Raw genomic sequence first — 15,806 nt, forward strand, 5'->3', positions numbered from 1 at the left:
CCCATTGTCCCCCGATCAACCCTGCTCGGATATTTGATTCCCTGCCGGAATGGTCTAGACCCCCCACATCGCAACAAACTCAGGGCTTCCCCAATGATCCCTCGCTACTCCCGTCCGGAAATGGTCGCTATCTGGTCTCCCGAAACCCGGTTCCGGATCTGGTTCGAGATCGAGGCCCACGCCTGCGACGCGCTGGCCGAGATCGGCGTTATCCCGAAGTCCGCAGCCAAGACCATCTGGGAGCGCGGTGGTGCCGCCGACTTCAGCGTCGATCGGATCGACGAGATCGAGCAGGTCACCAAGCATGATGTGATCGCCTTCCTCACCCATCTGGCTGAATTCGTTGGCGAGGACTCGCGGTTCATCCACCAGGGCATGACCTCATCCGATGTGCTCGACACCTGCCTCAATGTGCAACTGACCCGCGCCGCCGATCTGCTGATCGCCGGGGTCGACCGCCTGCTCGCAGCGCTCAAGACCCGTGCCTATGAGCACAAAGACACCATCACCATTGGCCGCAGCCACGCCATTCACGCTGAACCGACCACTTTCGGCGTCAAGCTGGCCTATGCCTATGCCGAATTTGCCCGCTGCCGCGCCCGTCTGGTTGCCGCCCGCGAGGAAATCGCCACCTGTGCCATTTCCGGCGCAGTCGGCACGTTTGCCAACATCGATCCGCGCGTCGAGGAACATGTCGCCAAAGCGCTTGGCCTCAAGCCCGAACCGGTTTCAACCCAGGTGATCCCGCGCGACCGCCATGCCATGTTCTTTGCCACGCTGGGAGTTGTCGCCTCCTCGGTCGAACGCCTGGCGGTCGAAGTGCGTCACCTGCAGCGCACCGAGGTGCTCGAAGCGGAAGAATATTTCTCGCCCGGTCAAAAGGGCTCGTCGGCAATGCCGCACAAGCGCAACCCGGTGCTGACTGAAAACCTCACCGGCCTTGCCCGCATGGTGCGCGCTTACGCGATGCCGGCAATGGAAAATGTGGCGCTGTGGCACGAACGCGATATTTCGCATTCCTCGGTCGAGCGCATGATCGGTCCGGATGCCACCATCACGCTCGATTTTGCACTCGCCCGGCTTGCCACCGTTGTCGAGAAGTTGCTGGTCTACCCTGAAAACATGGAAAAGAACCTCAACCGCTTCCGCGGCTTGGTTCATTCTCAACGCGTGCTCTTGGCGCTCACCCAGGCCGGTGTCAGCCGCGAGGACAGCTATCGCCTGGTTCAGCGAAACGCCATGAAGGTTTGGGAGCAAGGCAAGGATTTTCTTGAAGAATTGCTTGCCGATGAGGAAGTCGTCAAGGTTCTTGGCGAGGAACAGATCCGCGAGAAATTCGATCTCGGCTACCACACCAAGCACGTCGACACGATCTTTGCGCGGGTGTTTGGCGATAGCTGAAGCGACCTTTAAGGGACGCTTCGTGACAGCCGGTAACAAAGCCTGATGTCACGAAGCCGCTCGCCTTCATCTGGTCAATCTGTCGCCGCCATGTCGCCGCGGTTCATGTCCAAACTGGCTCTCAATTAGCCAATCATGCAATCGGTTTACGGAGAGAAACATGCAGGACACACCGCCCCTGGGCGCCCCTGACCGCCAGAACCGCAGCGAACACGGCTATGAACCACCCGATGTCGGCGGAACCGGCGCCTCGCTCTGGGTTGCCACCGCTGTCGTCATCATCATTCTGGCGGGCCTGTCACTGTTTAGCCAGGACAGGCTGAGCAATGGCGGCGCGCCATTTGTCATCACCCCGTCGAGCCAGATCGGCGTCGCCAACGGCGCTCACAATGACTTCTGACGAGACGAACCATCACCACCGCAGCAGCCCCCCGCAGGGTTTGATTATTTGGCAGACCAGGAACCGCATCCCCGTTGACTTTTGACGCCACCTCGGCCACCTCGGCTGAATGAAAGTTGCTCAAGCAGATATCCTGATCGTTCCCGGATACACCAATTCGGGCCCCGACCATTGGCAGTCGCGCTGGCAGTCACGGCTTTCGAGCGCGCGGCGGGTTGAACAGGACGCCTGGGCCAAACCGGTGCGCGAAGACTGGACCGCGCGGTTTGCCGAATGCGTCAACCAAGCGGAAAAACCGGTCGTCATCATTGCCCACTCACTTGGGGTCGCCACCGCGGTACAGGCGCTGTCGCAATGCAACAAGCCGATCGCTGGCGCCTTTCTGGTTGCGCCGCCCGACGTCGCGAACCCAAACATTCGCCCGAAACATCTGATGACCTTCGGCCCCTACCCGCGCGATCCGCTACCGTTTCCGTCGATCGTGGTGGCCAGCCAGAACGATTCCTTCGGCTCCTTCGAGCATGCCAGCGACATCGCCAATGCCTGGGGATCAATGCTGGTCGACGCCGGCGAGTCTGGCCACATCAATGCCCAGTCGGGCCACGGACCATGGCCAGAGGGAACGATGGTGTTTGCCCATTTTCTCGCCCGCCTGCAGGTTTGAAGCACCCGACTGACCTCACGGCGGCCTGAAAATTCAGCCCCGGGCCTTGTCGAGCATAACCGCGGCGCCTGCGTGGATAACGCCAGGATCGGTGTTGAGTGCGGCGATGTGGTATCCCATTTTCGCAAACCGCGGTCCAGCCGCCGGATCAACAGCAAAAATAGCCGCGAACTTGCCGGCTTTTCGCGTCCGTTTGGCAATGTCGGACAACACCTCCTGCATGTCTTCCCGATTCGGGTCGACACCCTCGCCACCCGACCATGAAATCGACAGATCGGACGGGCCGACGAACACGCCGTCGATTCCGGCAAGCGCCAGAATATCGTCCAGCGCCGCATGGGCCTGCCGGGTCTCGATCATCGCAATCGCCAGCGTCTCGCGGTTAGCCGCGCGAAAATAGCTCTCTGCCGTGTGCTCCGAATGCAGCGCAAGCGCCCGCATCGGCCCCCACGACCGCTCGCCCAGTGGGGGGTATTTCATCGCTTTTGCAAAGATTTCCGCCTCAGCCACCGAATTGATCATCGGCGCGATGACGGCCTCGAACCCCATATCAAGCGCACGGCTGGCTAGATCGTTGCGCCCGACCGGAATACGCAGCAGCGCCGGTTTGCCGGCCGAATGGATGGCTCTGCCCGAGGCAAATGCACTGGCCTCGTCATGAGCACCGTGCTGCATATCGACGGTCACCGCATCAAACGGGCAGTCTGCAAGCGCTCCCGCCATTTCGGCCGACGCCGAGGTCGACCAGGCGGTGAGCAGCAATTCGTCGCGCTCGAGACTTTCTTTCAGTTGCATGCAAAATTCCTTCCCGTCACGCTCTCGTGCCTTGCGGCCTCTCCGGACAATTTAATCCATCAAAAAACCGCCCGCGGCAAGCCGCGAGCGGTTCTGATCGAGAATCACCCGATGAACCGATGTCGATGAATTCAGCTATTCTGGATCTGCTCGACGGCAATCGCAAGAAGCTCATTCATCTGTCGGCGGATCTGGTGATCGGACTGTGCGACGCCGGCAGCGTCGAAGTCGCCGCGCAGTTTGCGGAACACGTCTTCATCGCCAACTTCCTCAAAATCCGCCAGAACCACGGTCTTGGCGTAGGCCTCGGCCTCATCGCCGGATTTGCCGAGCAATTCGGCAGCCCAAAGCCCCAGCAACTTGTTGCGGCGTGCCTCCGCCTTGAACTTCAGTTCAGCATCATGTGCGAACTTGTTTTCGAAGGCATTCTCGCGATCATTCATATTGTTCATGGGTTAGCTCCCGAAGATGGTTCAACTCTCCCCACATGGGGCTTTGGCCCATAAAACAAAAGAATGGCGAAAGTGCAATCCATACCGGCCTTGCCGCCGCGCAATTCCGGGGACACGCCGACAACAACGTTGTGAAACCGCGGACAATCAGCTAAGCACGGCTCACTTCCAACATCATGCCGAAGCGTCGCGGCTTCAGCCGGCGCATTTTGACAGAGATCCCCCCGATGAACCGTCGTCGCCGTATCTATGAAGGCAAGGCCAAGATCTTGTATGAAGGTCCCGAGCCTGGCACCCTGATCCAGTTCTTCAAGGATGACGCTACCGCGTTCAACAAGAAGAAGCATGATGTGATCGACGGCAAGGGTGTGCTCAACAACCGGATCTCCGAGTACATATTCACGCATCTGAACCGGATCGGCATTCCGACCCACTTCATCAAGCGCATCAACATGCGTGAGCAGCTGATCAAGGAAGTCGAGATCATCCCGCTCGAAGTGGTGGTTCGCAATATCGCGGCCGGCTCCCTGGCCAAGCGACTCGGCATCGAGGAAGGCACTGTCCTTCCCCGCTCGATCATCGAATTCTACTATAAAGCCGACGCGCTCGATGACCCGATGGTCTCCGAAGAACATGTTACGGCATTCGGCTGGGCCAGCCCGCAGGAAATCGACGACATCATGGCGCTTGCCATCCGCGTCAACGATTTTCTCACCGGCCTGTTTCTGGGTGTCGGCATCCAGCTGGTCGATTTCAAGATCGAATGCGGCCGGCTGTTTGAAGGCGACATGATGCGCATCGTCGTTGCCGACGAGATCTCGCCTGATTCCTGCCGCCTGTGGGACGTCAACACCAGCGAGAAATTCGACAAGGACGTTTTCCGTCGTGACCTTGGCAATCTGGTCGAAGCCTATCAGGAAGTCGCCCGCCGCCTCGGCATCATGAACGAGAACGAGCCAAACCGCCCCTCCGGGCCGGTTCTGGTCAAGTAAGCCTCTGGAGTTCGTCATATGATCAAGGCACGCGTAACCGTGACCCTCAAGAACGGGGTTCTCGACCCGCAAGGCAAGGCCATCGAGCATGCGCTCGGCGGCCTCGGGTTCTCGGGCGTCGGCCAGGTCCGTCAGGGCAAGGTGTTCGATGTGGTGCTTGAGACCGCCGACCGCGCGCAGGCAGAGGCCGAGCTCAAGGCGATGGGCGAAAAGCTGCTCGCCAACACGGTGATCGAGGATTTCACGGTCGAGGTAGAATAAGCCATGAAAGCTGCCGTCATCCTTCTGCCCGGCCTCAACCGCGACCGCGACATGATCGCCGCGCTGACCGACATCGCCGGCGAACCGCCTCTGACCATCTGGCAGACAGAGACCTCGATTCCCGACGATATCGGCCTGATCGTCATCCCCGGCGGTTTTTCCTATGGCGATTACCTGCGCTGTGGCGCAATTGCCGCGCGCATGCCGGTGATGAAGGCGGTGCGCGAGAAGGCCGAACGCGGCACCCGTGTCATCGGCGTGTGCAACGGCTTCCAGATCCTGGTTGAAGGCGGAATGCTGCCGGGCGCCTTGATGCGCAATTCTTCTCTTAAATTCGTCTGCCGCGAAGTCGAGCTCGAGGTCGCCAACAACAAGACGGTCTTCACCTCGGCCTATGCGCAAGGTCAGATCATCCGTTGCCCGGTTGCCCATCACGACGGCAATTATTTTGCCGATGCCGCAACCCTCGATCAGATCGAGGCAAATGACCAGGTGGTGTTGCGCTATGCCAACGGCACCAACCCCAACGGCTCGGTCAACGATATCGCTGGCATCGTCAACAAGGCCGGCAACGTGCTCGGGCTGATGCCACATCCGGAAAACCTGATCACCGCAGCCCATGGCGGAACCGACGGTCGAGCGCTGTTTGAAAGTGCACTGGATCTGGTCGACGCATAAGACTTGGCGATCTTGAAACCGGGTCGCCTGATCACCCGGATTGCATGACCTGGCAAGAAATATGCAGCGGCGCGGCGCTGATGCTGCGGGATCCAGACCTTGACTACTGCTGCGCTGAACGCGGGATACTTTCGAGTTCAGCGCTGTCTTCATGACCATCAATCTGAACTGCATGGCCTTCTGCAATACCGGTTCGAGAGATCGGAAAACGTGCTATTGCAGCATCAGGCGCGACGATGATCGCGGTATCCTCAGGAGATCTTCATGAAATCAATCTGGCCGGCGCTTGCCCTTGTTGCCACCGGTTTTGCCTTGTCAGCCTGCGCGCCCTCGTCCGGCCCGGGTGCCGGCCTCGACGGCCACGCGGCGTCCATTTCGACACTGCAGCGGATCAACACCCAGGCGCATGCGTGTTGGCTCAAAGACAGCGATTTCAAGGAATACGGCATTATTCCCGAGCTCGACACCACCAGCACACCGCGGCTCTTGGTCATCCCGCGCGGCAAACCGCAATCGCTGCCAAAAGCCGTCATTGTCGCTTCTGCCAGCAGTGCCCAGTTTTATGGTCCGCTCTCGTCCACACCGCTTGCCAGCCGTATCAATGGCGACATCTCGCGTTGGGCGTCGGGCGCCGTCGGCTGCTAGCGCATTGTTTCGAATAATGGGACGCATTCTGGTGGCTCAGTCCACAGGAATGCGGCGCAATTCGACAATCTGTTAAAATTCGGACTGCCATCAGACACCCCAGTGCGCTATAGCCTGCTGCACGACGAGGACAAGAAGGGCGCCCCCGCCATGACGATTCCGAATAGCATCGCTATCACAGATGAGCTGATCGCCGCCCACGGGCTCAAGCCCGACGAGTATCAACGGATACTGGATCTGATCGGCCGCGAACCGACGTTCACCGAACTCGGCATCTTTTCAGCCATGTGGAACGAACACTGTTCCTACAAATCCTCCAAAAAATGGCTCAAGACCCTGCCCACCACCGGCCCGCGCGTGCTGCAGGGCCCCGGTGAGAACGCCGGTGTGGTCGATATCGGCGATGGCGACTGCGTCGTCTTCAAGATGGAAAGCCACAACCATCCCTCCTACATCGAGCCCTATCAGGGGGCTGCCACCGGTGTTGGCGGCATCCTGCGTGATGTCTTCACCATGGGCGCGCGCCCGATCGCAGCCATGAATGCGCTCAGGTTTGGCGACCCCGACCACCCTAAAACCCGCCACCTGGTTTCCGGCGTCGTCGCCGGCGTTGGCGGTTATGGCAATTCCTTCGGCGTGCCCACGGTCGGCGGCGAAGTCGAGTTCGACGCCCGCTACAACGGCAATTGCCTGGTCAACGCCTTTGCCGCCGGTATTGCCAAGACCGATGCGATCTTTCTTTCTGAAGCCAAGGGCGTCGGCCTTCCGGTGGTCTATCTCGGCGCCAAGACCGGCCGCGACGGTGTCGGCGGCGCGACCATGGCCTCGGCCGAGTTTGACGAATCGATCGAGGAAAAGCGCCCTACCGTGCAAGTCGGCGATCCTTTCACCGAAAAATGCCTGCTTGAGGCCTGCCTTGAACTGATGCAGACCGGCGCGGTTATCGCCATCCAGGACATGGGTGCTGCCGGCCTCACCTGCTCAGCGGTCGAAATGGGCGCCAAGGGCGGCCTTGGCGTAGAGCTTGACCTCGACAAGGTGCCGGTACGCGAAGAAAACATGAGCGCCTACGAGATGATGCTCTCGGAAAGCCAGGAGCGGATGCTCATGGTGCTGGAACCCGAGAAGGAAGCCGAAGCCAAAGCGATCTTTGTCAAATGGGGCCTCGACTTCGCCATTGTCGGCCACACTACCGACGATCTCAGGTTCAGGATTCTGCATCAGGGCGAGGAAGTCGCCAATCTACCGATCAAGGAACTCGGCGACGAAGCCCCCGAATATGACCGGGAATGGCGCCAGATCGGCAGCCTGTCGCCGCTCGCCGCCACCGATGTCGAAGAGCCGGAAGATTATGGCCAGGCCCTGCTTGATCTGCTCGGCTCGCCCAATAATTCATCCCGGCGCTGGGTCTGGGAGCAGTATGACACGCTGATTCAGGGCAATTCGCTGCAGATCCCGGGTGGGGATGCTGGCGTGGTCCGGGTTGAAGGCCATGATACCAAGGCACTGGCATTTTCATCCGACGTCACGCCGCGCTATGTCGAGGCCGATCCTTTCGAGGGCGGCAAGCAGGCTGTTGCCGAATGCTGGCGCAACCTGACTGCCACCGGCGCCGAACCGCTGGCGTCTACCGACAACCTCAATTTCGGCAATCCGGAACGGCCGGAAATCATGGGCCAGCTGGTGATGGCGATCCAGGGCATCGGCGAGGCCTGTCTGGCACTCGATTTCCCCATCGTCTCGGGCAATGTCTCGCTCTACAACGAAACCAATGGCGAGGGGATCCTGCCGACACCGACCATCGGCGGCGTCGGGCTGATCCCCGACTGGGCCAACATGGCGCGGATCGGCGGCGCAGCCTCCGGCGATGCCGTGATCCTGATCGGCAGCGATGGCAGCCATCTCGGCCAGACCGCCTGGATGCGCGACTGCCTTGGACGCGCCGAGGGTGCACCGCCGCCGGTCGACCTGATGGAGGAACGCCGCAACGGCGACTTCGTCCGCTCGGCAATCCGCAATTCGCTGATCAGTTCCTGCCACGACATTTCCTCGGGCGGTCTGGCGCTGACGCTGGCAGAAATGGCAATGGCGTCTGATCTCGGCATGGACATCGACCTTTCCGGCAGCCAGGGTCCTTCCCACGCCCTGCTGTTTGGCGAAGACCAGGCCCGCTATGTGATCACCGTGCCCGCCGATATGGCAGGCTATGTGATGGCCAGCGCCGAGGGCGCAGGCGTCCCCTTCCGCCGTCTCGGTTCGGTTTCAGGCGCCAGCCTGAAGATCGGCGAACTTCTTTCCATCCCGGTCGCCACATTGCGCGCCACCCATGAATCATGGTTCCCTGCATTCATGGATGCCCCCGTCGCAATGGCAGCCGAATAGCCCAATCAGGAGCCTCACAATGGCAATGAATGCTGGTGACATCGAAAAACTCATCAAGGCCGGAATCCCTGACGCGCAGGTCACCATTCGCGATCTCGCCGGCGATGGCGACCACTACGCCGCCGAAGTGGTATCCGAGAGCTTCCGTGGCAAAAGCCGGGTGATACAGCACCAGATGGTCTATCAGGCTCTGCAGGGAAACATGGGCGGCGTGCTGCATGCGCTTGCGCTGCAGACCAGCGTGCCGGATTGATCAGGCTCACCATCGCTTTGATCCGGACCTGAAATCATGCCCGGGTTTTTCGAGGATCTGATCGGCGACGTCATCGAGGGCGTGGTTGACGGAATGGCCAAGGGCGCCGTTACCCGCAAGCGCCGCCGCAAAACAACCCGTCGCAAGACCAGCCGCCGCAAGACAACCGCGCGGCGCAGGCGCACGACCACCACGTCGACTCTCGAGAAAGTGCTGATCGAAGCGCTCACCGGCAAGAAACCGGCCCGCACCCGCACCAAATCCCGCCGCACCAAGAGACGTACCATGCGGCGCAAGTCGACCGCACGCAAATCACGTTATGAAACCGCTCTAACGCATTGATTGAATTAACTTAATGCGTGATAAATTCCATTTGGACAAAGCTGCTTCCAGGTCGTACATTCGCACCAGATCCGAATTTCACAGTCCGGTGCCGCCATTGATTTCGGGATCGGCAGGGGTGGAATCGGACGGCAGTTTCGCTACATCGACAACCGCACCATCGCCACCAGCCTCAGGCCCTACAGTCGCACTTTCAGCGACGGCCAGCGACCGCAAGCTGTCAAAATAGGCGCCGAGAAACCGCATCACCACCCGGATCCGCGCAGTCTGGCGATGCCGCTCGTGGGTCAGCAGCCAGATTTCCGTGCGGCTGAATTCCGGCGGCACGAAGCAACAGATGAGGTCGGCGTCACCCGCAGCAAGGAAATCCGACAACACCGACACCCCGACGCCGGACTTGACCCCGTAATAGACAGGCGCCAGTCCGCTGTGGCGCGCCACAATGGCGCGGTCGGGCACACTCTGGCGAAACCAGTCGACGATCGGCGCCGGAAAACTCTTCTCCTTCGGCGCCAGCAACGCGTGGTCAGCAAGCTCGGCGACCGAACGTGGCACACCGTGCTCTCGGGCATAGAGGCTGCTGCAATAAAAGCCCCAGGTTTCCTGTGCCAGACTTCTGCCGAACAGCCCGGTGCCCGCCGGCCGCGGACCTGCGCGAATGGCAATGTCGGCTTCGCCAGCAGCCAGATCGAGCATCTGCCCGGAGGCTAGCAGCTCGATCCGGATCGCCGGATGCGTGCGCCGCAGTTCGGCGATCGCCCTGTTGAGAAAAACCGAGCAGACCAGTTCCGCCGCTGTCAGCGTGACGGTGCCGGAAACATCCCGGCCGATCGCCTCGGCGTCATGCTCGAAGGCGAGATGGGCAGCCTCCGTGGCCTCCATCCGTGGCAACAGCGCCGTCAGCGCCCCGGTCGCGGCATAGCCGGTGCGCCGCTTATCGAACAGCGTGATCGCCAGTTCCGTCTCCAGCGCCGCGATCCGCCGCATCACCGTGCTTTGGCTTACCCCGAGCTTTCGCGAGGCGGCCATTGTCGATCCCGTCCGCCACACCTCCAGCACATACCGAATGTCGTTCCAGTCGCTCATCTGTCCATTATGCAATTTTGCCGAACCGGCTGGCAAGAATGGTGTTTGAAGCAGAAATGCAACCGCTGCTATTGGCTCGCCACCGATGCGGGGCCGGGCGAAACGCCCCTGCTCCCTCCCATTCAGGCGAATTCCGATGAAAAAACTCCTGCGAAAATTTGCTGTTATTGTCCTGTCCATTGTCGTGCTCGGCGCAGGGGCGGTATTTGTCGGGTCCGAACACCGGCTCGGCAAAACCTACGATATCGCCGTTGCCGATTTCCACGCCAATCCCGGCCTGCCCGTCGAAGAGGCCAGCCGCCGCGGCCGGACCTTCATGTGCGTCGGTTGTCATCGCAGCGCCGGCAATGTGCTGTTTACAGCGCCGCTGGTCGGCACGCTTGTTGCGCCCAACATCTCGCGCATTGCGCCGACCTATTCCGATGGCGAACTCGAACGGCTGATCCGTCATGGCGTCAAGAAGGACGGCACCGCCGCGCTGGTAATGCCATCGGCAACGTTCGCGCATCTTGCCGACGACGATGTTGCCAACATCATTACCTGGTTGCGCACGCTGCCCGAGGCGCCAGATACCCAACCCGCAGCCTCCAGCTTCGGCCCGCTCGGCCGCCTCGCTCTGGCACTCGACCAGCTGCCGTTCGAGGCCGATCACACGCCGGCCGGTTTGCCTGAACTCGCCCACCGCCCCGCCGACACCGGCCGATACCTGGTCGCAAACACCTGCAGCCATTGCCACCATTTGCAGACAGAGGCAGAAGTTGAAGGCAAGGTGGTGCCGCCGCTGGCCGTCGTCAGTCAGGCCTATTCGCTTGCCGACTTCACGCAACTGCTACGCACCGGCATTGGCCTCGGCGGCCGCGAATTAGGCCTCATGAGCGAAGTCGCCCGAGCCGATTTCTCGAATTTCGACGAGTCCGAGATCGCCAGCATTCATGCCTGGCTGCAAACAAACCCCCAGGATGAACGTCCTGGCTCGCACTGAGACATCCGGGATAGTAACCGCATTCCTGATAGACAGAAGCGGGCGGCGCTGTGGCGTCGCCCGCCTCCAGAAAAAACAAGGCATTTGCCCGGCAGGGATTGAAACTCAATCGCGTGGTTTTTCAAACACAGCCACCACCGGACCCGCCGGATCGCCCGAATCGATCTCCATCTGGCTGCCCCAGGCAAGGCTCGACACACCACCATCAAAGAACAGCGCGTCAGGACAATTCGCCGCATCGGCAAACAACCGCGCGAACGAGCCAAGGCTTAGCGGATCGCGGGTAATGACCAGCACCACCGTGCCATCAGTGCGCACGCCGACACCATTGCGAATATAACGGGTGGTGCCATCGGGCAGAAACCGTGGATGCACCGCCCCCTTGATCAGCAACATCGGGCCCGACTGTGTGGCAAAAGCCGGCTTCAGCACCGCAGCTTGGTAGGCTTCGGTTTCAAGAATTCCAGCACGCCCGTCATCCCCGATGAAAAACACGCCGTTGGGCTTGAGATAGAAATTGCCGAAATCGTCGCCGGTCTCCAGTGGCGCGATCTCGGTGCCGTTTTCCACATAAAGTCCCACCGGCGTCAGGTCTGAATGGTACATGCCGGCATTCATCGTCAGCACCAGTCCGCCGTTTGCCGCGAGCCTCTGCGCCGCCCGCGCCACCGAGCCGTAGGGCTTGCCGTCGGTATCGCGATAGGCGAGCCCGATCTTATGGCTGGCGGGGTCGATACTGCAGACAATCGCCCGCGCGCCTTCAAACACGATCTCCTGGCAAAGATCAGGCCGGTCCGGATGTTCCATTCTTGTCTCCTTCGGTGCCCCGCCTGCCCCAGGCACTGCCCCGGGGGCGCTCTTGTCCCGGACAGCACCAAGCCAGAAAGCCGCTGCCGCGCCGGCGGCGACGAGCATCACAATTGCAAGAAAACCGGTGCGCCGCGTCATCATGTCTTCACTTATAGTGACCGCCAGCTTGTCTTGTCATCCGCTGTGCATTATTTGAAAGATAATCAAGCCTTCAGACGCTCCCCGCGAAAGGATCCGACAATGTCCGGCATCAATGAACTCATCGACAATGAAGTGAAGACCAATGACGTGGTGCTATTCATGAAGGGCACACCGCAATTTCCGCAGTGCGGCTTTTCTGGCCAGGTGGTGCAGATCCTCGACTATCTCGGCGTAGCCTACAAAGGCGTCAACGTGCTGGCCGACGACGGGCTGCGCAACGGCATCAAGGATTACTCCAACTGGCCGACCATTCCGCAGCTCTACGTCAAGGGCGAGTTTGTCGGTGGATGCGACATCATTCGCGAGATGTTCCAGTCGAACGAACTGCAGCAGCACCTCACCGAAAAGGGCGTGCCGGTCAAGGCCGCCTGAGGCAGCCTGAGGCAGCCTGCCAACGCACCAATAAAGCATCGATTTTCAAGGGGCGGATTTTCCGCCTCTTTTCATATCAATCACAGCGACCTTTTGGCTTAGGCGGCGCGTGAGCCAGCCCGCAGCGAAACGGAGACCCATCATGACCTGGAACATCTATCTCTCAGGAGAAATCCACAGCGACTGGCGCGAGCAGATCATGGCCGACGCATCTGAAGCCGGATTACCGGTCAGTTTCAGCGCGCCGGTGACCCACCACGAAGCCTCCGACGATGTCGGTGTCGCTATCCTCGGCGCCGAGCCCGACAAGTTCTGGCATGACCACAAGGGCGCACAGATCAACGCCATCCGCACCCGCACGCTGATCGGCAATGCCGATATCGTGGTTGTCCGCTTCGGCGAGAAATACAAGCAGTGGAACGCCGCCTTCGACGCCGGCTACGCAGCCGCACTTGGCGAGCCGCTGATCATCCTTCATCAGGACGAGCACGCCCACGCGCTCAAGGAAGTCGATGCCGCAGCGCTGGCCGTGGCCAGGACACCCGACCAGGTCGTCTCGATCCTGCGTTATGTGATTGACGACGCCCTGCCCGGTTACACCGATGCGGCAGATCCGGCCCGATGAGCGAGGTGCCTTATAGCGGCTTCGGCGACAAGGCGCTGCCGTTCTTGAAGGCGCTCGGGTTCCATCAGGATCGCACCTGGTTTCACGAAAACCGCGAGTTGTTTGTAAAACACCTCGACGAACCGCGTGGGCGTCTTATCGATGACCTCGCCGCTCGGCTGGCAGCAGAAGACATTCCACTCACCTGTTCCCGCAAAACCTCGACCTTTCGCATCAACCGCGATGTCCGCTTCACCAAGGAGAAGCATCCCTACAACACCCATGTCAGCGCGGTGATCACCCGCTCCGGCACCAAGAAGGACCAGGGTCTGCTCTATTTCCACGTCTCGCCGGGCGACTGCTTCCTGTCGACCGGGTTCTACAACATGGAACCGGACGAGTTGCGGGCATTCCGCGAGGCGATCGTCGCCCGCAAGGATCAGTTTGACGCGGCCATAAAGCCGTTGACCGATCTCGGCTATGGTTTTGACGATGAAAACAGTCTCAAGCGCACACCGCGCGGTTTCGAGCACATCAGCGATCCCGCGCTGCTGTCGCTGTTGCGACTGAGGCATCTGACCCTGTCGCATCGTTTCGCTGAGGAACGCTTGTCCGGCACTGCATTGCTTGAGGATCTGCTCGAACTGGCCCGCGCCGCCATGCCGTTTCTCAATCTCGGTTGGCGAGTGATCGACCCGGTTCGGGCCGCCCGCGCAGAAAAACTCCCCTAACAATTTGATCGCCTGACGCTTCGTCCATAGCAAGCGTCAGGTGGTCAGCCATAAGTGTCCCACGTCCGGAACCCGCGCTGAATCGACCGCCGCATCGTTTCGTGCAGCCACCATTCCCATCGCCTCTGAGCCAGCGTGGCCAACAGTGTTTGCGCGGACCAACCAATGTTCCGGCAGAGCAAAACCAGCAACGGATCGCTCCATCCCAAGCTGATCAGGGGCTGCGACAATCCTGCTTGTCGGGGTGCCGGAACCGTTCCCTCCGGTTCGCCGCTGGTCGCCCCGCAGCAGCATTCGCCAACCCCGACAACACAATTTCAGCGGCTTGCCGGATCAGGATAGTACGGTTATGAGTGGCGTCGGCTGTCCGCAAAGTGACCTAGCCTCCTGATCCCACACACACCCCGGACCAGGCATCACGTTTCACAAATTAAGTGTATCGGGGTTACCTGCCGAATCGAACAGCAGCGCTTGTGCGCCTGTTCCCAAAGGATGGATTTGTCGATGCACGGAAAAACCACGCCCAAAGCAGGCCAGTCCACCACCATTGGCGGCATCGGCCGCGCGCAATTCATCGCCATCATCGCCTCGCTGATGGCGCTCAATGCGCTGGCGATCGATATCATGTTGCCGGCATTCCCCAACATCGCTTCGGGATTGGGCGTGGAAGACGCCAACCGGGTGCAATTCGTGCTGCTGTCCTACATCATCGGCTTTGGTGGCGCACAATTGTTCTTTGGACCGATTTCGGATCGCTATGGCCGCCGCATGCCGCTGTTCATCGGCATCGGACTCTATGCCATCTGCGCCATTGCCGGAGCGCTGGCGCCCAATTTCGAATTCCTGCTGCTGGCGCGACTGCTGCAGGGGGTCGGCGCTGCGGCTACCCGGGTCATCGCCATTTCGGTGGTCCGCGATACCCATTCCGGCCGCGCCATGGCCGCCACCATGTCGATGGTGATGATGGTATTCATGGTTGTACCGGTGTTCGCGCCGATGATCGGCCAGGTGATTATCCTTGCCGGCGAATGGCACCTGATCTTCGTGTTCATGGCGGTGGTATCGCTACTGGTCGGCGGATGGTCGATGCTGCGCCTGCCCGAGACCCTGAGCGACGAAAACCGCCGACCGCTGACGCTGAAAAGCGTTGTGCAGGCGTTTACTACCGTGCTGACCAACCGCGTCTCGCTGTTTTACACGCTGGCGACCGCCTTCTATTTCGGGTCGCTGTTCAGCTTTCTCAATGTTGCCCAGCCGATCTATGTCGATCTGTATGGTCTGGGCGCCTATTTCCCGATCGCCTTTGCCGCCGTCGCCGTCGTCATGGCGGGCTCGTCCTTCGTCAATGCCCGGCTGGTGGGCCGGTTTGGCCAACGGCGACTGTCGCACGGGGCGCTCTGCGGCTATTTGGCACTCGCCATCGTGCTCGCCGGTCTGGCGGCATGGGGTCCGGTCCCGTTCTGGCTGTTCTTCGGCATTTCCATGCTGATGATGCCGCTGTTCGGCTTTGTCGGCTCCAACTTCAATTCGATTGCCATGGAGCCACTCGGCGCCATCGCCGGCACTGCCTCCTCGATCCTCGGCTTTGCCCAGACTGTCGGCGGCGGCGTGGTCGGCGCGCTGATTGGCCAAGCCTATGATGGCAGCGTGCTGCCGCTGGCCGTGGGCTATGTTCTGGTCTCGGCAATATCTTTGCTGATGGTTGTGATCGCCGAAAAGGGCCGGCTGTTCGGCGTCGGGGACCAGAACTAGAGC

At 60.6% G+C, this 15,806-nt stretch carries 19 protein-coding genes; 15 read left to right on the top strand and 4 right to left on the bottom strand.

What is annotated here, in order from left to right:
- Window positions 1–93: 93 nt before the first annotated feature.
- From purB to ACK6D9_RS15325, 3 genes are all read left to right on the top strand, one after another.
- The gene (gene purB, locus ACK6D9_RS15315; RefSeq protein WP_412049158.1) at window positions 94–1,401 is read left to right on the top strand and encodes an adenylosuccinate lyase; all 1,308 of its coding nucleotides are present in this window, start codon (window positions 94–96) and stop codon (window positions 1,399–1,401) included.
- A 160-nt stretch (window positions 1,402–1,561) separates the two neighbouring features.
- The gene (locus tag ACK6D9_RS15320) at window positions 1,562–1,801 is read left to right on the top strand and encodes a hypothetical protein (RefSeq protein ID WP_322989560.1); all 240 of its coding nucleotides are present in this window, start codon (window positions 1,562–1,564) and stop codon (window positions 1,799–1,801) included.
- A gap of 109 nt (window positions 1,802–1,910) precedes the next feature.
- Window positions 1,911–2,465, top strand: a complete 555-nt coding sequence (locus ACK6D9_RS15325; protein WP_322989561.1) for an alpha/beta hydrolase — start codon at window positions 1,911–1,913, stop codon at window positions 2,463–2,465.
- A 33-nt stretch (window positions 2,466–2,498) separates the two neighbouring features.
- On the opposite strand, the gene ACK6D9_RS15330 is transcribed toward ACK6D9_RS15325, so the two are convergent.
- Both ACK6D9_RS15330 and ACK6D9_RS15335 read right to left on the bottom strand, forming a co-directional pair.
- A complete protein-coding gene (locus ACK6D9_RS15330; RefSeq protein WP_412049159.1) occupies window positions 2,499–3,260 on the bottom strand; it encodes an HpcH/HpaI aldolase family protein in 762 nt (253 codons plus the stop codon).
- 131 nt (window positions 3,261–3,391) lie between these two features.
- A complete protein-coding gene (locus ACK6D9_RS15335; protein WP_322989563.1) occupies window positions 3,392–3,712 on the bottom strand; it encodes a DUF1476 domain-containing protein in 321 nt (106 codons plus the stop codon).
- A 227-nt stretch (window positions 3,713–3,939) separates the two neighbouring features.
- Between ACK6D9_RS15335 and purC the strand changes: the two genes are divergently transcribed.
- The 7 genes from purC (at window position 3,940) to ACK6D9_RS15370 (ending at window position 9,265) form a co-directional block, all read left to right on the top strand.
- Window positions 3,940–4,704 carry a phosphoribosylaminoimidazolesuccinocarboxamide synthase gene (gene purC, locus ACK6D9_RS15340; protein WP_412049160.1) on the top strand — a complete coding sequence of 255 codons (765 nt, stop codon included), beginning with the start codon at window positions 3,940–3,942 and terminating at the stop codon, window positions 4,702–4,704.
- 18 nt (window positions 4,705–4,722) lie between these two features.
- Window positions 4,723–4,965 carry a phosphoribosylformylglycinamidine synthase subunit PurS gene (purS, locus tag ACK6D9_RS15345; protein WP_322989565.1) on the top strand — a complete coding sequence of 81 codons (243 nt, stop codon included), beginning with the start codon at window positions 4,723–4,725 and terminating at the stop codon, window positions 4,963–4,965.
- 3 nt (window positions 4,966–4,968) lie between these two features.
- Complete coding sequence (gene purQ / locus ACK6D9_RS15350; protein ID WP_412049161.1) at window positions 4,969–5,643, top strand: phosphoribosylformylglycinamidine synthase subunit PurQ; 675 nt, start codon at window positions 4,969–4,971, stop codon at window positions 5,641–5,643.
- Window positions 5,644–5,907: 264 nt separating this feature from the next.
- Window positions 5,908–6,288, top strand: a complete 381-nt coding sequence (locus tag ACK6D9_RS15355) for a hypothetical protein (RefSeq protein ID WP_412049162.1) — start codon at window positions 5,908–5,910, stop codon at window positions 6,286–6,288.
- A 150-nt stretch (window positions 6,289–6,438) separates the two neighbouring features.
- Window positions 6,439–8,670, top strand: coding sequence for a phosphoribosylformylglycinamidine synthase subunit PurL (gene purL / locus ACK6D9_RS15360; RefSeq protein WP_412049163.1), 2,232 nt, complete (start codon window positions 6,439–6,441; stop codon window positions 8,668–8,670).
- A 19-nt stretch (window positions 8,671–8,689) separates the two neighbouring features.
- Window positions 8,690–8,923 carry a BolA family transcriptional regulator gene (locus ACK6D9_RS15365; protein WP_267652857.1) on the top strand — a complete coding sequence of 78 codons (234 nt, stop codon included), beginning with the start codon at window positions 8,690–8,692 and terminating at the stop codon, window positions 8,921–8,923.
- Window positions 8,924–8,959: 36 nt separating this feature from the next.
- Entirely contained in the window at window positions 8,960–9,265 is a 306-nt protein-coding gene (locus ACK6D9_RS15370; protein WP_412049164.1) for a hypothetical protein, read from the top strand.
- A gap of 78 nt (window positions 9,266–9,343) precedes the next feature.
- On the opposite strand, the gene ACK6D9_RS15375 is transcribed toward ACK6D9_RS15370, so the two are convergent.
- Window positions 9,344–10,351 carry a LysR family transcriptional regulator gene (locus tag ACK6D9_RS15375; RefSeq protein WP_412049165.1) on the bottom strand — a complete coding sequence of 336 codons (1,008 nt, stop codon included), beginning with the start codon at window positions 10,349–10,351 and terminating at the stop codon, window positions 9,344–9,346.
- 136 nt (window positions 10,352–10,487) lie between these two features.
- Between ACK6D9_RS15375 and ACK6D9_RS15380 the strand changes: the two genes are divergently transcribed.
- Window positions 10,488–11,333 carry a c-type cytochrome gene (locus ACK6D9_RS15380; protein WP_412049166.1) on the top strand — a complete coding sequence of 282 codons (846 nt, stop codon included), beginning with the start codon at window positions 10,488–10,490 and terminating at the stop codon, window positions 11,331–11,333.
- Window positions 11,334–11,438: 105 nt separating this feature from the next.
- Here the strand turns inward: ACK6D9_RS15380 and ACK6D9_RS15385 are convergent, their stop codons facing one another.
- The gene (locus tag ACK6D9_RS15385) at window positions 11,439–12,140 is read right to left on the bottom strand and encodes a phosphodiester glycosidase family protein (RefSeq protein WP_412049167.1); all 702 of its coding nucleotides are present in this window, start codon (window positions 12,138–12,140) and stop codon (window positions 11,439–11,441) included.
- Between the two features lie 243 nt (window positions 12,141–12,383).
- Between ACK6D9_RS15385 and grxD the strand changes: the two genes are divergently transcribed.
- The 4 genes from grxD (at window position 12,384) to ACK6D9_RS15405 (ending at window position 15,803) form a co-directional block, all read left to right on the top strand.
- Window positions 12,384–12,716: a Grx4 family monothiol glutaredoxin gene (gene grxD / locus ACK6D9_RS15390; protein ID WP_322989163.1), complete on the top strand. Its 333-nt coding sequence runs from the start codon at window positions 12,384–12,386 to the stop codon at window positions 12,714–12,716.
- A gap of 142 nt (window positions 12,717–12,858) precedes the next feature.
- Window positions 12,859–13,341 carry a YtoQ family protein gene (locus tag ACK6D9_RS15395; protein WP_412049168.1) on the top strand — a complete coding sequence of 161 codons (483 nt, stop codon included), beginning with the start codon at window positions 12,859–12,861 and terminating at the stop codon, window positions 13,339–13,341.
- The gene (locus ACK6D9_RS15400) at window positions 13,338–14,051 is read left to right on the top strand and encodes a TIGR02453 family protein (protein ID WP_322989161.1); all 714 of its coding nucleotides are present in this window, start codon (window positions 13,338–13,340) and stop codon (window positions 14,049–14,051) included. The genes ACK6D9_RS15395 and ACK6D9_RS15400 overlap by 4 nt, the downstream gene beginning before the upstream one ends.
- Window positions 14,052–14,555: 504 nt before the next feature.
- The gene (locus tag ACK6D9_RS15405; protein ID WP_322989160.1) at window positions 14,556–15,803 is read left to right on the top strand and encodes a multidrug effflux MFS transporter; all 1,248 of its coding nucleotides are present in this window, start codon (window positions 14,556–14,558) and stop codon (window positions 15,801–15,803) included.
- Window positions 15,804–15,806 lie beyond the last annotated feature (3 nt).

It is taken from the genome of Hoeflea sp. Naph1 (genome assembly GCF_046837775.1).
Lineage (GTDB): Bacteria > Pseudomonadota > Alphaproteobacteria > Rhizobiales > Rhizobiaceae > Hoeflea.

What these genes read in the sequence shown, in the direction of transcription:
- ACK6D9_RS15335 (WP_322989563.1), bottom strand. Translation starts at nt 3,712, where the DNA reads ATGAACAATATGAATGATCGCGAGAATGCCTTCGAAAACAAGTTCGCA.
- ACK6D9_RS15330 (WP_412049159.1), bottom strand. Translation starts at nt 3,260, where the DNA reads ATGCAACTGAAAGAAAGTCTCGAGCGCGACGAATTGCTGCTCACCGCC.
- ACK6D9_RS15375 (WP_412049165.1), bottom strand. Translation starts at nt 10,351, where the DNA reads ATGAGCGACTGGAACGACATTCGGTATGTGCTGGAGGTGTGGCGGACG.
- grxD (WP_322989163.1), top strand. Translation starts at nt 12,384, where the DNA reads ATGTCCGGCATCAATGAACTCATCGACAATGAAGTGAAGACCAATGAC.
- ACK6D9_RS15395 (WP_412049168.1), top strand. Translation starts at nt 12,859, where the DNA reads ATGACCTGGAACATCTATCTCTCAGGAGAAATCCACAGCGACTGGCGC.
- ACK6D9_RS15355 (WP_412049162.1), top strand. Translation starts at nt 5,908, where the DNA reads ATGAAATCAATCTGGCCGGCGCTTGCCCTTGTTGCCACCGGTTTTGCC.
- ACK6D9_RS15405 (WP_322989160.1), top strand. Translation starts at nt 14,556, where the DNA reads ATGCACGGAAAAACCACGCCCAAAGCAGGCCAGTCCACCACCATTGGC.
- purS (WP_322989565.1), top strand. Translation starts at nt 4,723, where the DNA reads ATGATCAAGGCACGCGTAACCGTGACCCTCAAGAACGGGGTTCTCGAC.
- ACK6D9_RS15400 (WP_322989161.1), top strand. Translation starts at nt 13,338, where the DNA reads ATGAGCGAGGTGCCTTATAGCGGCTTCGGCGACAAGGCGCTGCCGTTC.
- ACK6D9_RS15365 (WP_267652857.1), top strand. Translation starts at nt 8,690, where the DNA reads ATGGCAATGAATGCTGGTGACATCGAAAAACTCATCAAGGCCGGAATC.
- purC (WP_412049160.1), top strand. Translation starts at nt 3,940, where the DNA reads ATGAACCGTCGTCGCCGTATCTATGAAGGCAAGGCCAAGATCTTGTAT.
- ACK6D9_RS15325 (WP_322989561.1), top strand. Translation starts at nt 1,911, where the DNA reads ATGAAAGTTGCTCAAGCAGATATCCTGATCGTTCCCGGATACACCAAT.
- ACK6D9_RS15370 (WP_412049164.1), top strand. Translation starts at nt 8,960, where the DNA reads ATGCCCGGGTTTTTCGAGGATCTGATCGGCGACGTCATCGAGGGCGTG.
- ACK6D9_RS15320 (WP_322989560.1), top strand. Translation starts at nt 1,562, where the DNA reads ATGCAGGACACACCGCCCCTGGGCGCCCCTGACCGCCAGAACCGCAGC.
- ACK6D9_RS15380 (WP_412049166.1), top strand. Translation starts at nt 10,488, where the DNA reads ATGAAAAAACTCCTGCGAAAATTTGCTGTTATTGTCCTGTCCATTGTC.
- purL (WP_412049163.1), top strand. Translation starts at nt 6,439, where the DNA reads ATGACGATTCCGAATAGCATCGCTATCACAGATGAGCTGATCGCCGCC.
- purQ (WP_412049161.1), top strand. Translation starts at nt 4,969, where the DNA reads ATGAAAGCTGCCGTCATCCTTCTGCCCGGCCTCAACCGCGACCGCGAC.
- purB (WP_412049158.1), top strand. Translation starts at nt 94, where the DNA reads ATGATCCCTCGCTACTCCCGTCCGGAAATGGTCGCTATCTGGTCTCCC.
- ACK6D9_RS15385 (WP_412049167.1), bottom strand. Translation starts at nt 12,140, where the DNA reads ATGGAACATCCGGACCGGCCTGATCTTTGCCAGGAGATCGTGTTTGAA.